Annotated in this window: 12 protein-coding genes; 3 read left to right on the forward strand and 9 right to left on the reverse strand. The window is 57.1% G+C overall.

Features of this window, described 5'->3' with window-relative positions; genetic code table 11:
* Together VKV18_RS03930 and sixA are read left to right on the forward strand one after the other, a co-directional pair.
* Positions 1-281: hypothetical protein (locus tag VKV18_RS03930; protein WP_324202923.1), on the forward strand; the 281-nt coding region annotated here is incomplete at its 5' end.
* Positions 282-306: 25 nt separating this feature from the next.
* Positions 307-801 (forward strand): phosphohistidine phosphatase SixA, encoded by a 495-nt coding sequence (sixA, locus tag VKV18_RS03935; protein WP_324202924.1) that lies wholly within the window; start codon positions 307-309, stop codon positions 799-801.
* Positions 802-811: 10 nt separating this feature from the next.
* On the opposite strand, the gene VKV18_RS03940 is transcribed toward sixA, so the two are convergent.
* From VKV18_RS03940 to VKV18_RS03980, 9 genes are all read right to left on the reverse strand, one after another.
* Positions 812-1,582, reverse strand: a complete 771-nt coding sequence (locus VKV18_RS03940) for an ABC transporter ATP-binding protein (RefSeq protein WP_324202925.1) — start codon at positions 1,580-1,582, stop codon at positions 812-814.
* A 15-nt stretch (positions 1,583-1,597) separates the two neighbouring features.
* A complete protein-coding gene (locus VKV18_RS03945) occupies positions 1,598-2,203 on the reverse strand; it encodes a hypothetical protein (RefSeq protein WP_324202926.1) in 606 nt (201 codons plus the stop codon).
* Positions 2,204-2,235: 32 nt separating this feature from the next.
* On the reverse strand, positions 2,236-3,456 hold the full coding sequence (locus tag VKV18_RS03950) for an ABC transporter permease (RefSeq protein WP_324202927.1): 1,221 nt from the start codon (positions 3,454-3,456) through the stop codon (positions 2,236-2,238).
* A 24-nt stretch (positions 3,457-3,480) separates the two neighbouring features.
* Entirely contained in the window at positions 3,481-5,244 is a 1,764-nt protein-coding gene (locus VKV18_RS03955) for an efflux RND transporter periplasmic adaptor subunit (protein ID WP_324202928.1), read from the reverse strand.
* 3 nt (positions 5,245-5,247) lie between these two features.
* On the reverse strand, positions 5,248-6,801 hold the full coding sequence (locus tag VKV18_RS03960) for a TolC family protein (RefSeq protein ID WP_324202929.1): 1,554 nt from the start codon (positions 6,799-6,801) through the stop codon (positions 5,248-5,250).
* A gap of 100 nt (positions 6,802-6,901) precedes the next feature.
* The gene (locus tag VKV18_RS03965) at positions 6,902-7,498 is read right to left on the reverse strand and encodes a MarR family transcriptional regulator (protein WP_324202930.1); all 597 of its coding nucleotides are present in this window, start codon (positions 7,496-7,498) and stop codon (positions 6,902-6,904) included.
* A 159-nt stretch (positions 7,499-7,657) separates the two neighbouring features.
* Positions 7,658-9,259 (reverse strand): YifB family Mg chelatase-like AAA ATPase, encoded by a 1,602-nt coding sequence (locus VKV18_RS03970; protein WP_324202931.1) that lies wholly within the window; start codon positions 9,257-9,259, stop codon positions 7,658-7,660.
* An 849-nt stretch (positions 9,260-10,108) separates the two neighbouring features.
* Positions 10,109-12,577, reverse strand: coding sequence for a PBP1A family penicillin-binding protein (locus VKV18_RS03975; protein WP_324202932.1), 2,469 nt, complete (start codon positions 12,575-12,577; stop codon positions 10,109-10,111).
* Positions 12,578-12,619: 42 nt separating this feature from the next.
* A complete protein-coding gene (locus tag VKV18_RS03980) occupies positions 12,620-13,063 on the reverse strand; it encodes a response regulator (RefSeq protein ID WP_324202933.1) in 444 nt (147 codons plus the stop codon).
* Between the two features lie 492 nt (positions 13,064-13,555).
* Here VKV18_RS03980 and VKV18_RS03985 point away from each other — a divergent pair, with 492 nt between their 5' ends.
* Positions 13,556-14,989, forward strand: a complete 1,434-nt coding sequence (locus VKV18_RS03985) for a CsgG/HfaB family protein (protein WP_324202934.1) — start codon at positions 13,556-13,558, stop codon at positions 14,987-14,989.
* Position 14,990 lies beyond the last annotated feature (1 nt).

A 14,990-nucleotide genomic window follows, 5' to 3' on the forward strand; every position in this document is an offset into this window, starting at 1 on the left:
ATCAGCGAGATGTGGTGCGACAAGGCTACTTGATGCGACAGTTCGGTCCCACCTATGTCTATATCCGCTATCGCTGCTCGCGCTGCAAACGTTTGGGAGAACACTTCATCCGACAAGAGGAGTGGGAGGCCGATCTGCTAAACGACATCTCGGTAGAGCTTAGTGAGGCCGAAAAAACGCGCTTTGCACGCATGGGAGCCATCACTTTAGACGAGGTGCGTGAGTTTCGGCGTAAGCTCGATCGCCTCCAAAATATCCCCAATCCTCTGCGAGAAGAGTAGTCTCTTCTCCTCTCCGAGGTGACCGATGCGGCTCTATTTCCTTCGTCATGGCCTTGCAGAATACCCCCGTCCTAACCTGAAGGATGCCGAGCGTCATCTCACCTCGGAGGGGGTGGCGGAGATGAAACGCGTCGCCTTGGGAATCAAGGCACTCGACCTCTCTTTCGATGCCCTGCTGACAAGCCCGTACGCGCGTGCATTAGAAACCGCCGAGATTTTGGCGGAGGCTCTCCGTTTGCCGAAAGAGCGCTTTGTGATAGAAGCGCGCCTACAACCCGGCCTGTTCGACCCCCCAACGCTGCAGACCCTTGTGCAGGAACGATCTCCTCAAGAGGGACTTCTGTTTGTAGGGCATGAACCCACGCTTAGCGGCAACATCGGTTGGCTTTGTGGCGGCAACGTAAAGATGAAAAAAGCTGGACTCGCCTGTGTGGAGGTGTTTGACGTGCAGCCGCACGGCGGCCTTCTGCTTTGGCTGCTTACGCCCAAGCAGCTGAGCCTTATCGCCAAAGCGAGCTAGGCACCAGTTCTTAGGTGGCCTCGGAAAGCAGTTCGGCGTCCTCCTCTTCCTCAAGCGGCCCGCCAAGCTTTTCTAGTTCCACCTCGGCGATGCGGCGATTGAGAACCGGTTCATCTGCCACCACCTTCCCATCGCGAAACCGAATGATGCGCTCGGCATGTTCGGCGATATCGGGTTCGTGGGTTACAAGCACCACCGTTTTGCCTTCCCGATGCAGGCGCTGGAAGATGGCCATGATCTCCTCGCTCGTGCGAGAGTCGAGGTTGCCGGTAGGCTCATCTCCGAACAGAATGGGTGGGTCGTTAACCAGAGCACGCGCGATGGCAACGCGCTGTTGTTGACCGCCGGATAGCTCGTTGGGTTTGTGGTGAAGGCGTTCGCCCAGCCCCACGATCTCCAAGGCGCGAATGGCCATTTGGCGGCGATTGCGCGTGTTGCTATAGAGCATCGGCAGCTCCACATTCTCCAGGGCGGTGGTGCGCGCCAACAGATTGAAGGTTTGGAACACAAAGCCGATCTTTCGGTTACGAATTTCGGCGAGTTGGTTATCGTTAAGTTTGGCAACCTCAATGCCATCGAGCTTATAGGAGCCTCGGGTGGGTGTATCCAGGCAGCCCACGATGTTCATAAAGGTGGACTTGCCGGAGCCTGAAGGCCCCATGATGGCCACGAACTCGCCCCTTCGGATGGAGACGGAGACACCGCGTAGGGCGTGCACCTCCGTCTTGCCCATCCGATAGACTTTATGAACGTTTGTGACCTCGATGATCACATCGGACATGGGGTCAACTACCTTTCAGCGTTTTGCCTGAGTTTGCAGGGTGGCGATGAACGAATCAAGCCCCTGCTTGGCCCTATCGCGCATAGGCGGGAAGGGCAGAGTGTCGGGGTTCAGCGGATTAAAGCCCCCTGAAGGCGGATCGGGGAAGTTGAAGCGTCCGCCAGGAGGTGGGCCTCCAGGTCGTCCTCCCGGCGGAGGGCCACCGGGGCCGCCTCCCGGTCCGCCCGGGCGTCGCTGCCAAGGGGGGGTGAGCGTCGTCATCTTTTGGATTTGGCGTACCGTGAGGAGGCTTCCGATCTGCTTCAACACGTTATGCGCCTGCTCCTCCGACATGGTGGGTTTATGGCGCCAAGCTTTCAAAATGGCCACAAGCTTGGCCGACTGCTGCTTGTTCAGCGCATAGCCGGGCTGTTGGTTCAGCATTTCGAGCTGGTAAAGCTCTTGACCAAGCTGGGTTGCATTTTTGTGCTGCTTTTGCCAGCTCTGCCATTTTCGTATTTTGGCCATGATTTCCGGTGGAGGGCCGCCTTGGCCGCCGGGGCCTTGAGCCTTTGCGGCGGAGCCATAGAGCGTGAGCGCGAGCAGCGCCGCCGCGAGACCGATCAGTTGTTTTGTATGCATAACCATCTCCTTATAGATTAGGTTTTGGGGTACTACTCGTAGCGAAGGGCGTCTATTGGGTTTAGCTTCGAGGCCTTCATGGCGGGATAGAAACCAAAGAAGATACCTACCAGGAAGGAGAAGCCGAAGGCCACAAAAAGCGGGGGAACGGTGAGTGCCGTTTCCCATTGTGGTTTGAGATAGGGAAGAGCATAGAGGGTGAACAGCACCCCTAGTACCACCCCAATAATGCCTCCTGTAAGCGAGATAAAGACGGCTTCGAGAAGAAACTGCAAGAGGATGTTGCGCCGTTTGGCACCGATGGCTTTGCGCACACCGATCTCACGGGTGCGCTCGGTGACGGAGACCAACATGATGTTCATGATGCCGATGCCACCTACGATGAGCGCCACGGCGGCCAGATAGCTAATGAGTTGCTGAAAATCTTCGGCCTGATCGCGGCTATTTTGGGCGGCGACGCCGGCGTTAAAAATAATAAAGTCGTTCGGTTTAGAGTCGGGGATGTTATGGTGTTTGCGCAGCACCTCGGTGATCTCATCTTGGGCGCGCTGCATCACCTCCTCGCTGCGTCCCTCCACCGACATGCTGGAAAGTTGGTTTTCTCCTCCGAAGAGGCGTTGCAAGCCGGTACGAATGGGCACGTAAACGCGGTCATCCTCGTTCACGAACCCTCCCCCTCCTCGCTCGGCAAACACGCCTAAAACCTTAAAGTTTTGCCCGTTGATGTAGATATTCCTGCCGACTGCGGGGGCGTTGTTCAGGAAAAGCGTGGTGTAGACCGTCCAACCCAGCACACAGACGGGGCGTCGGGAGGCATCTTCGGAGCGGGTGAAGAAGCGGCCGGCCGCGAGGTCGAATCGGCGAATCTGCATGAAATCGGGTCCGCAGCCAAAGATAGTGGTGTTGGTATTTTGGTCGCCGTATTTCACCTGCTCAAACTTCTGTTGTTCGGGAGATACGGCCACTACGTCCGGGCAACCGCGGAGGATGAAGGGCACGTCGTCAATTTTGAGGGTAGAGGCCGATCCGAAAGCGAAGGAGACGCCGTTGCGACTTTGGCGGCCGGGAAGCACAGTGAGGGTGGTGGTGCCGAGACGTTGAAAGCGGCGTAGGGCGGCATCGCGAGAACCTTGGCCGAGAGCTACGGCCACGATAACGGCAGCCACCCCAAAGATAACGCCAAGCATGGTGAGCAGGGAGCGCAGTTTGTTGGTGGCGACCCCACGTATCGCAGCGATAAAGGCGGCTTTCATGGTTTTTCTCCCTTCTCGGCAGCTCTATCGGCGTCCGGGGCCTGGCCCGCCGCCAAACCCCCCGCTCGTCGAGGCCGTAGCGCTGTTGACAGGCTGAATGGTTTGTGTTACCACTTTTTCGCCAGGCTTTAGCCCTTGGGTGATCTCGGTGGTGTCGTCGCCTTGCAGGCCAATCTGCACGGGCCTGCGTTCGATATGGCAGCCTTCCAAAACGGATGGATCGGGCGAACCGCCGGGATCGGGCGGCGCTTGGTGCCCTCCGGTCGCTACCAGAACATAGTAGCTTCCATCGTTGGCCGTCTGCAACGCCTCGTTGGGGATGCAGGTCACATCATCTTTTTCATCTACGATGAACTCGCAGGTGGCGTTCATTCCCGGGCGTAGCAGCCGATAAGCCACGTTGCTATTATCTACCTCAACGCGGACATGCAGGGTGGTTACATTTTGATTGACCACCTCTTGCGGCTCGATGCGGATAACCTTGCCGTCGAAGGGAATGGAGGGATAGGCATCGAAGGTAACCTCCACTTTTTGCCCCATTTGGATATTGGCCACGTCCGTCTCATCTACACTGGTATCCACGTACATGCGGGAGATGTCGCCGAGCTGCACGATGCTGGTGCCGGAGGAGTTGAACGACATGCCGGAGGTGATAAAAGTCCCTTGTTCGACGTACTTTTGGAGGATCACCCCATCCATGGGGGCGGTAATGCGGGTGTCGTTCAATTGCACTTTGGCATCGGCATAAGCTGCGTTGGACTTGATGACGGCGGCTTGCGCCTCTTCGATCTGCTTGGCGCGGATAACGTTGTTGATCAGTTGCGCCTGAGCGTCTTGCAGTTTCACCTGGGCCTGTTTCACGGCGGCGAGGGCCTGTTGGGCGTTGGCTTTGGCGGCAAGAGCGGCTAGGCGCTTGGTTTGCACTTGGGAGGCTTGGGCGAGGGCGGTATCGAGGGCCGCTTTGGCCTGAGCCACCTGAGCCTCTTGCGCCTTCAAGTCCTGGTCTAGCTCTTTATCGAGGGTATCCACTTTGGCCTGCGCTTGAAGTACGGTGGCAGCGGCCACATCGCGCGCGGCTTGGGCTTGGTCTACCTCCGATTGCGCGACGAAGCCTTTTGCGAGGAGGGCTTTTTGGCGTGTCAACTGTGCGTCGGCGTTGATGAGGTTGGCTTTGGCCTGTTGCAGGTCGGCCTGAGCTTGGGCGCGCTCTTGGGGGATGGTAGCGTTCTTCATTTGGTCGAGCTTGGCCTGTTGAGCGGCAAGGGTGGCGCGGGCGCTGGCGATGTTGGCATCGGAAAGCGCTTTGGCGTTATCGGCATCGGTTTGGGCCGATTGGTAGTTGGCCTGGGCCGCTGCAGCTTGCGCCTGAGCGGCTTTTAAGTTGGCCTTGGCGGTATCAATGCCGATCTGCCCCTCTTTAAGTTGGAGCTGAAGGTCTTTTTGGCTCTCTACCACGCGGGCGCGATTGGCATCTATATCGGCTTTGGCGGAGTAGTAGGTTAGCAGGGTGTCGGAGGGGTCAATGAGGGCGACGACCTGCCCTTTTTTAACGACGGTGCCGTCGTCAACAGGCAGGCTGATGATACGGCCACCGGCGCGACTTTTAATGTCCACGGTTGTCCACGGGGTGAGCACGCCGGTGGCAGAGACGGTTTTACGCACCATGTCTTGGGTTACGGCAGCGACACGGTAGTGAACTTGGCCTCCTTTCTCTCCCAAACCGAGGAGGTTACACCCCGTAAGGAAGAGCAAAGGAACGAGCAGAGTGGCATATCTGTTCTTCTTCAATTTTTAGGGTCTCCGTGCGTCAAGCAGGGGATCGCGTAGAAGCGAGGCTGCTTGCTGCGTATCGGTGGCCTCCGACGGTGTTGCGCTGGCGGAGAACTGTTTTTGCACGGCATTGGGAACGTTTGGGTGCCATTCGGGGTCGTTCATGCCGATGTCGCGCAACAGCCGTGCGTTGGCGATGTAGTAGCTGTAGAGTGCGTTTACCTGTTGTTGTTGGGCGGTAACGAGCTGTAGTTGGGCGTTGATCACATCGAGCACGTTGATAAGCCCGTTCTGTTGTTTGGCGAGGGCGGCATCGTAGTTGGTTTGGCCGGCCTGCACGGCGGCGTTGGCGGCGACCACCTGTTGCCGAGCCACCTCACGGTTACGGTAGTCCTGTTCGATGTTAAGGCGTATATTCTGCTCGATCTGGTCGAGCTGACGTTCCAGTTGGGTAAGCAGCGCCTCGTTTTCGCGCACTTTTGCGCGGGAAAGCCCGGCATCGAAGAGAGGGTAGGAGAGGGAGACGGAAAAGACGCGCTCTTCACCCGAAACGGGGTCCAATTGATAGCCTTCGGACACAGAGGCGTTGACATTGATGCCCGCCTGGAGGCGTGCGATGCGCAGAAGATCGGTTTGGGCATCTATGGCGGCCTGCTGTTGTTTAATGTCGAGGCGGTTTTGGTAGGCGAGTTGCGTATAGTAGTCCACAGAGTGGGGGTCGGGGGTGGGATCGGGTTGGGGAAGGGACTGATCTGCCAGCACAAGCGGTTGTGAGCTGATCACCCCCATCGCATTTTTCAGTTGGGCCTCGTCGTCGTAGACGACGGCTTGTGCTTGGAGGAGGGCGACGCGCGCATTGGCGAGGTTGGACTGAGCTTGCAGAGTATCGGCCGGGGCGGCGTTGCCCACGCGCACTTGCTCCTGGATAGATTCGAGGGTCGTTTGGGCAAGCTGCACATTGGTCTGTTGCACCTTCACGAGGGCGCGATCGCGCAGGAGGGCATAGTAGCTTTGGGTAACGGTGAGAATAACGTCTTGGCGGGTATTGCCGAGGTTATATTCATCGGCGAAGAGGGTATTGCGGGCCTGTTGAACGGTGGCCTCACGAATTCCCCCATCCCATATCAGTTGTTTAGCAACAATGGCCTCTGTACGTGTTTCGCTCGAGAAGGAACGGCTTGTGGGGCCTCCTGTTCCGAAGGCGCTGCTTTCAATGGGGGTAAGATTGGTTTGGTATTGAAAGCTAGGTGTGATTTGTGGGAAGTAAGAGGAGCGTGCGGCCACCACTTGGGCGCGGCTTGAGTCGCGTTGGGCGGCGGCGATGGCGATGGCATTTTGGCGCTGGAGGGCGATTTGAATGGCTCTATCGAGAGTAAGCGGTTGAGAGAGATCGAGACTGGGTTGGGCTCCTACGGTAGGGTTTGGGGGCACTCCGTAGCGTTTTTCTGCCGGTGTTTGAATAGATTGGGCATTATTGGTAGCGTTGGTTTGACCTGCAGCCACGCATGTTGCCAGGCTAAGCGAGGAGACGAAGAGAGCCGGTAGCAGCGTATAGCGGCAGATGGAAGAGTACATAGCGGTATCCTATTCCTTTCCGTCGGGCATAGATTTTTGAAAAAACGGGAGCGGTATCGTTATATGGACGACCGAGCGGGTCAAAAGTATTCACTAATTTTTAGGATTCCCTAACATTCCCTCGAATGCGCCGCGCCATGAGGTCTACCATGGGTTGTGGGATCGGTTCGGAGGTTTCGGGGATTTTGGAGAGGCTCTCCTCGCGCCATGTGAGGGGGGCTCTTCCCTGCTCTACGCGGAACTGTTCTGCCACTCGGCCTAGAATCTCGAGACCCTCGATCACCTTAGGGCGCTCCTCTTCCCCTAGCCGATTCCATATCGCTTGGAGCGTAGCATGCATTTGCTCCATCGATTCTTCGAGGAGTCGGTGCCCTTGTTCGCTAAGAGAGAGGCGCACGAGGCGTCGGTCTTTGCTATCGTGGAAGCGCACAATAAGGCCACGTCGGATCAGGCGATCGGCGAGCTGGGTAACGGTGGATTGGGAGACCTCCAGTTTTTCGCTGAACTCTTTCATGGTCGCTTGCGGCATATGATAGACCATCCAGAGCAGGCGCATTTGGGCCATGGGTAAGGCATCCATTTCCGGCAGGGGCGGTTGGACGAACATGGTAGCTCTTACCACGCGAATAAGAGCGCGTTCGAGGGGCAGGTCGGTATGTTTACAGCATCTCGTTTTTGCGTTTTTGGTTTTTTTCATGGCCTTTTCTTGGGATATAGAGATATTTTACTTTTGCAAAAGGATGCTGTCAAGACGCATCCGTTCTCCTTTTCATACGCTTTTTTGAAAAGCGCAGTTACTAAGCCGTCGTATTTTGAGATTTTGAGAATGCCGTTTTGGTTCTCGTTACGGAATAGGCTAGCCGCTCCAGAATTTGCGGTCGAGGCTGCGATACTGGATGGCTTCGGCCACATGAGCGGTCTGCACATCGTCGGAGCCGCAGAGATCGGCGATGGTTCGCGCCACTTTGAGGAGGCGATCGTAGGCACGGGCGGAGAGGCCGAGCTGTTGAATGGCGGCACGGAGCAGCGTTTTTACCTCAGGGCGAAGGGGGCAGTAGGCGCGCAGTTCACGAGGGCCCATTTGGGCGTTGCAGTAGATGCGTCTGGTAGGGGCTTCGGAGGGCGCCAGCCCCTCCTCTCGGGAGGTTTTCGGGTTATTCGGCAGGGGTTGGGCGAAACGTTGGGACTGGATTTGGCGTGCACGGCAAACGCGCTCGCGAATGACTTCGGAGCTTTCTCCGGTGTGGGCGGTAAGCAACTCCTCTTCGGAGAGGCGGGGCACCTCCACATGGAGGTCAATGCGGTCGAGCAGGGGGCCGGAGACCCTTTTAAGGTACTTTTGCACGCTGCTAGGTTGGCAGGTGCATTGGCGAAAGATGTCGCCGAAATAGCCGCAGGGGCAGGGGTTCATGGCGGCAACGAGGGTGAAATCGGCGGGATAAGCGTAGGAGGCGTTGACACGGGATATTTGCACGACGCCATCTTCGAGAGGTTGACGCAGCACCTCCAGGGCATCTCGCGCAAACTCCGGCAGCTCGTCGAGGAAGAGAACCCCGTGGTGTGCGAGACTTACTTCGCCTGGGCGGGGAATGGTGCCACCCCCCACAAGGGCCGCGGTTGAGACCGTGTGGTGAGGCGAACGAAAGGGGCGTGTGTTGATGAGCGCCATCTCGGCGGTGAGGAGGCCGGCTACGGAGTAGAGTTTGGTAACTTCGAGGGCCTCATCTACGGAGAGCGGGGGCAGGATGGAGGGAAGGCGACGCGCCATCATGGTTTTACCGCTGCCGGGAGGGCCGATGAGTAAAACGTTGTGACCGCCGGCGGCGGCGACTTCCAGAGCGCGTTTTACGTGCCCGTGGCCTTTTACATCGGCGAAATCGTGGATGAACTGCGGGGTATCGGGATGGAGAAGCGTGGGATCGTAGGGCATAGGGGCGACCCGTTCGGGCATGGCGAGGGCAAGGGCCATTTCATGAAGGTTGGCGATGGGATAGACGGCGATATCGGCCACGACGGCGGCCTCACGGGCGTTCTCTTTGGGCACATAGAAGCGCCTGCGGCCATGTGCTCTCGCCCCGATGGCTGCGGGAAGTACGCCGCTTACGGGGCGCACGTTGCCGTCGAGAGAAAGCTCTCCTACAATTTGAGCACCTTCGATATGGTCTGCCGGAAGCTGCCCTGTGGCCACGAGAAGCCCAACGGCGATAGGCAGGTCAAAGCTGGGGCCGGTTTTGCGGATGTCGGCGGGGGCGAGGTTGATGGTAACACGTTTATCGTAGGGAAATTGAAAGCCGGAGTTTTTCAGCGCGGTGCGCACCCGTTCTTTGCTCTCATTGACGGCGGTATCGGGCAGACCGACGATGGTGGTTGAGGGCATTCCGGGGCTAACATCCACTTCCACATAGATTTCGTGGGCATCAATGCCGAGTATGGTGCTAGAGAGCACTCGGGCCAGCATGTTGAGCAGCTCCTTGTTGTGAAAAAATCGCGTCTCTATTCTCTTTTTCCTCTATCGAATCCTGCCAAGCGTGGAAAATTTTTTGCTTTGGTGATGACCACAAGCTTATAATGGGTGGGATACCTGTTGTTTGTGCCTTACGCAGGTCTCTGCTTGTTGAAGCTGCCAATTTTCCAGCTCTAGAACCAATTCGTGGAGCAAGTCCATCTTGTTCGCCCCCTATCCCCTCCTTTCGTCTTGCAGACAGCAACGCAGCGGCCAGAGAGATAGGGGGTAAGGAGGTGTTATAGGCCGCTGAGGTGGTCTCCCCCTCCCCCTGTAGGGGGAGGGGATGGGGGTGGGGGCTTGAAGAACTGGCGATACGACCGTCCTTTCGAATCGTAATCCAGATGAACCGCTGTCATTTCGAGCCGGTCACACCACTGTCATTTCGAGCCGAAGGCGAGAAATCTTAAGTTTCCATTTCCCATCGGTTCCGAGCGGAAGGGAGTGGGACTGCCAATTACCCGGTTCTAGAGCCAGTTAGCGAAGTGAGCTTATCATGCTCGCCCCCTATCCCGTCCTTTCGTCTTGCAGACAGCAACGCAGCGGCCAGAGAGATGGGCTTTGAAGGAAACGGTTCTGGCCGCTGAGGTGTTTATTGTGTCTTACATATTACATATTGAAGAAAGGGGGCGGTTGTGGTTAGTTTCCGAAGGGAAGATTATCAGAGGAAAGCGATGGTTGGCTTACTGGTCTTCCCTCCCCCTGATAGGGTGAGGGGCTTGAGAAGAAAGGGGGCTGCTGTGGTTATTCTCCAAAGCGAAGCTTATCACAGGCAATCGAGAGAGTGTCGTAGGGCTTGAGAATTTATCCGGCGCCGGGAGGCGGTTTGTGAAGGGTGCAGGTTTTGAGTTTACGGGCTTGGGAGGCCGGCATCCGTACGGTGATGGTGGCCGGGCACCAGATGGTGGCCTTTTCATGCGAGTCGACACAGATGGTGACGGTTACCATGGGGTCTGACTTCCGTTTCGTCGGAGCCGGAGGGGGCGCCGTATGGTTGGGTGCGAGGTGTGGTGCAGTTGGTGAGGAGGCAGGTGACGGAAGTGTGGTGGTGTTTTGAGCTGGCGGTGGTGGATTGAACGAGGTGTTAGAGGGAGTATTGGGAGCCGGAGGAGGCAATAGGTTATCCGGACTGTTCTGGGAGGCACCGTTCGGTTGTGGATTGGTAAGGTTAGGAGCAGAGGGCGCAGAAGGTGTTGGGGCTGCGGTAGTAGGAGGGGCCGACGATGTTGCACTGTTGGGTGGAGTAGAGGATTGCACAGGCTTAGCGGGTTGGGTTTGTGCGGCCGGTTTGGGTGTCGCGGGCTTGGGTTGTGGGGTGGGGGGAGCGGGGTTGAGAGCCGCGAGATACTTCTGTTCGATGGGTACCGCCTTGATCATGAAGTCATGCCAGATAGGGGCGCATACAACGCCGCCTTGGCCGTTGCTCATAGGCAGATAGCGTCCATGATGCACCCTACCGCACCAGATGACGGTTGTTAGCTCCGGTGTGTAGCCGGCGAACCAGGCATCGCGGAAATCGGAGGTGGTGCCCGTTTTTCCATGGGCATTGGGCACAATGCCGTTGCTCTCATCGCCACGGGCGGCTACCCCTGTTCCCTCAGTGACTACGGCCTCAAAGGCTTCATTGAGCTGATCAACGGTAGATTTTCGCAAGAGGCCGTCTTGCTCTTGGGGGAAATGCTCCTCCACGATGTTGCCCTCTGCATCGGTGACACGCAGCAGCCCCATGGGTTTGCGCAGGATGCCGTTGTTAGCGACGACCGAGTAGGCCACGCAGAGATCGAGAGGATGAACGGCAGAGGCACCGATGGCGGAGGGATAGTAGGGGGCGATAGGGGTGGTGATGCCCATACGATGCGCATAGGCGATAACCGTTTTGATGCCTACTAGCTCCGCAACCTGCACGGCAATGGTGTTTACCGAGCGGGCGATGGCCTCCTTACAGGTCATACTGCGGCCGGTGTAGTTTTCAAAATCGTGAACGAGTTTATGGCTGTTGGGGTAGACGATGGGTTCATCGCGAAAAGTGGTGTTAAGGTCCGCTTTGCCGGTATCGAAGGCGGCGGCATAGTCGAACAGTTTGAAGGTAGAGCCGGGCTGGCGCAGCCCTTGGGTTACAATGTTAAACTGACTGGCCAGAAAACTGCGGCCTCCTACCATGGCGCGAATGGCACCGTTGCTATTATCGAGGCACACAAGGCATCCTTGATTTGCACCGGTATAGCTGGCTCGTTCCAGGCCTTGCTCCAACGCCTTTTCTGCAGCCTGTTGTATCTTCCAGTTGAGGGTGGTTTGAATTTTAAGACCCGATTCCACAAAATCGAGGCCATAGCGACGAATAAGGTCGTTGAGGATATACCAGACAAAATAGGGCGCTTTGAAGTTATATCCTTTGCGTGTGCGAGGTGGGGTGGCGAAATGGAGCTGCTCCGATTTTGCGGCTTCATATTGGGCGCGGGTGATGTAGCCGTAGCGGAGCATGGCGTCTAGCACCTCATCTCTGCGTTCGATGGCGCGATCGGGATGTGCGAAGGGAGAGTAGGCGGAGGGCAATTGAGGAAGCCCGGCGAGTAGAGCGGCTTGGGAGAGATCGAGGTCGGCTGCGGACTTGCCGAAATAGGTGCGTGCGGCGGCTTCGACTCCATAAGCGCCGGCTCCATAGTAGACGTTATTTAGGTAAAGATCGAGAATCTCATCTTTGCTATAGAGCTGTTCGACGCGCATGGCGATGAGGGCTTCGCGAATTTTGCGCGCGTAGCTTTTTTGGTGGCTAAGGCCGAAAATGCCGACATTGCGGACGAGCTGTTGGGTTAGCGTGCTGGCGCCCTCGCGGGTGGGGTTGCCGCCGGTGAGGTCAATATAGGCGGCACGCAGGATGCCCTCGATATCTATGCCAAAGTGATGATAGAAACGATGGTCTTCGATGGCGACTGTGGCCTCTTTTAGAAAGGGCGAGACCTCATTAAGGGGAACCGGTTTACGATTGATCTGTTGAAGGGTACCGAGGAGCACGCCGTCTTCCGACCAGATGGAGGTGGCGGCAGGGACAAGGGATTGGCTGGACAGCAGGTTAACATTGGGCAGGTCGCGCGAAAAACGATAGAAGATCGCTAACCCAATGATGAGCAGTGCGGCGACAAAAAGCTCCCCTATGAGGAAGAGGAGAGCCAGAAAGTTTTTGATGCGCCCTCGCGGGCTGCGCCGCACGGTAGAGTGGGCACGCAAACCTCCCTTTGCCTGCCCAGAAGCGGCTTTTGCTGCACGCCTAGCCATACAGACATTATTCGCGAAGGAGGCATAAACTGTCAAGAGATACTAGTCATCGGCGTGTTTTCGTTCCTCCAAAATCCGCTCGATACGGCTGATCAGCTGACGGCTTCTATAGGGCTTTTGCAGTCTGTCCATCACGTTAGGGGGCAGCGATTCGGCCTCCGTCGCGAGGCCGATGTCCTGTCCCTCAAAGTCGGTGCTTTCGCCCTCTATCCCTATCCCGCTCAGGAGGATAACGGGCAATTCAGGGCGCTCTACCAGAAGTCGTCTGGCCAGCTCGATCCCTGTCATGTCCGGCATCGTGATGTCGGTGATGACGAGGTCGATCGATTCCGTGGAGCATCGGATAAGATCGAGCGCTTCTTGGGCGCTTCGCACGGCAAGAACTCGGTAGCCATGCCGTGCAATGAGTTGCCGGAGGAGTTCGGTTTGTTGCAGATCGTCGTCTACCACCAGCAACGTGCGTGATGCAAGCGGCATCTCGGCCATCCTGCTGCACCTCGCTTTCTTTACTACTTCTAGGGCCATGTTCCAAGGCGCGGGTGAGAGGATTATAGTGCAGAAAAACAGAACGCCCGGAACCTGGCCGTTTGTTGACGGAAGCCCCTTTCCCTAGGGCATGGCGATTCTGCATCCACGGCTGCACACTCAAAAAGCACCCATATAATTCGGGGGTCGGCCCTGCGATTCCTTCTTAAGAACTGATCGTTCGCATAGAATTTTGCAAAAAAGCACACTCTATTTTGTTGGAAAATGGCTATAATTATAGAAAGAGGCTGCAATCCCGGTCTGTCCGCTTGCTGAATGCCAGACCGCTTTGCTGTGCGCCTGGTGGAGTAAGTGGTAAAAAAACTTTTGGTTAGGGTGTCACTTGCTTGCCCGCCGTTCGTTTCAGAATAGAACAAGGACGGCCAAGAGCAGAACCCCCATAAGTTCAATGGAGGCACGCTTTAAACGCGCTTTCAGAAAGGAGAATCCAATATGCCACGGTGGCCTCTCTTCCCTTGCGGCATTGGCTTGGCGCTGCTTTGTGGGCTTTGCTTGGTTTCGAGGGCTAGCCCTCCCAAGACGGTTGCCCCCTCAAGCCCGACGCCCGTCCCCTTGCCACGCGCCGATGCATCCGAACTCATTATTGCCGTAGCCGACTTTTCTGGAAAAGACAAGGATTTCGGCCGCTTCTTGGCCGACACGCTGCTCACCGATTTGGCTCAATCCCCCATTCTCCATATGGTAGAACGCGACGAGATAAGCCGCGTGTTGACCGAGCTAAAGTTACAGGCAACCGGGCTTACCGAGCCGCAAGTGCAAAAGGTGGGGCGACTTATTGGGGCGAACCACCTCATCGTCGGCAGCTATCTGCAGGTTGGCAATCGCCTCATTTTGAATGTGCGGCTGCTCAACGTGGACACAGGGCGTGTTAGCCCCGGTGGGGCCGCCAATGTGGCCGGCCCTGCAGACGATATTTTAGGGCTTGTGAATCGTTTGGCGCGTCTTTTACACTTGCGTCTTACAGGGAAAGACCTGCCGCTCGACCCCGACATGGAGAATCGTTCCTTACAGCTACGCACGGTGGCCGATTCGCCATCTACCGTGCCGGGCGATGCTTTATTAGCGCCTCCCCCTGCCCATGCGGATTCCACCGGAGAGGCGGAGGCACAGGCCCCGGACGATCGGGTGGTGACCGAGGGGGAGTTGGTGCGCTATCTGCAGCGCTTTGGAAAGGTGTCTTTTACAATGACCCATCCAAACGCGGCGGTTTCGCGCCTTCGCACGCTGGTTGCCATCGTGCGCGCCCTTGTTCCTCCTGACCAGATATCGGACATGGGGCGTGAGGTGGATCAGCTTGCCGATGGGAGCGCGATACCCTACTGGGCACGCCCGTATGTGGATGCTGCGCTTGCCCAAGGGCTTTGGATGCCTACCGAGCCTTTGCGCCCGCAAGAGCCGGCCACATGGCTTTTTGTACGGACTGTTGTGTCACGGGCACCGGGAGCTTCTTCCGATGCGGATTCGGAACCTGTGGGGAATACCGTTGTGCGTTCTTCCACTTCGAGGGCTTCTGAGGATATAGTGTCTCCCAAATACACCGGTCTATTGGTAGACGCACGCAATATGCCTGTACAACGCGACATGAGCTTGCGCATTTTGGATGAGGACGGGCGGTTGGTCTATCCTCCGCCAGAGCACATGCCCGACCCCGACTTTGTGGATGTGGAGGGAACGGCCTCTTATGCCCACACTCAGGCAGAAACACGTCGCGCCGGGGCACACCCTATGCGGGTGAATGCGCTTCGCGTGCAGGGCGACGACATTATTATCTCTCGCACCGATGCCGATCGTATTTTGGCCGAAGATCGGCGCGATCATTTCCTGTGGAACTGGAACGTCTGCATCCTTGTGGATGCCGATCGGTAGG

Origin of the sequence: Chthonomonas sp. (assembly GCF_035294505.1) — a bacterium.
Lineage (GTDB): Bacteria > Armatimonadota > Chthonomonadetes > Chthonomonadales > Chthonomonadaceae > Chthonomonas.

Excerpts from the sequence above, each read along its gene's own strand:
- sixA (WP_324202924.1), top strand. The coding sequence starts at position 307 with ATGCGGCTCTATTTCCTTCGTCATGGCCTTGCAGAATACCCCCGTCCT.
- VKV18_RS03940 (WP_324202925.1), bottom strand. The coding sequence starts at position 1,582 with ATGTCCGATGTGATCATCGAGGTCACAAACGTTCATAAAGTCTATCGG.
- VKV18_RS03945 (WP_324202926.1), bottom strand. The coding sequence starts at position 2,203 with ATGCATACAAAACAACTGATCGGTCTCGCGGCGGCGCTGCTCGCGCTC.
- VKV18_RS03950 (WP_324202927.1), bottom strand. The coding sequence starts at position 3,456 with ATGAAAGCCGCCTTTATCGCTGCGATACGTGGGGTCGCCACCAACAAA.
- VKV18_RS03960 (WP_324202929.1), bottom strand. The coding sequence starts at position 6,801 with ATGTACTCTTCCATCTGCCGCTATACGCTGCTACCGGCTCTCTTCGTC.
- VKV18_RS03965 (WP_324202930.1), bottom strand. The coding sequence starts at position 7,498 with ATGAAAAAAACCAAAAACGCAAAAACGAGATGCTGTAAACATACCGAC.
- VKV18_RS03970 (WP_324202931.1), bottom strand. The coding sequence starts at position 9,259 with ATGCTGGCCCGAGTGCTCTCTAGCACCATACTCGGCATTGATGCCCAC.
- VKV18_RS03975 (WP_324202932.1), bottom strand. The coding sequence starts at position 12,577 with ATGGCTAGGCGTGCAGCAAAAGCCGCTTCTGGGCAGGCAAAGGGAGGT.
- VKV18_RS03980 (WP_324202933.1), bottom strand. The coding sequence starts at position 13,063 with ATGGCCGAGATGCCGCTTGCATCACGCACGTTGCTGGTGGTAGACGAC.
- VKV18_RS03985 (WP_324202934.1), top strand. The coding sequence starts at position 13,556 with ATGCCACGGTGGCCTCTCTTCCCTTGCGGCATTGGCTTGGCGCTGCTT.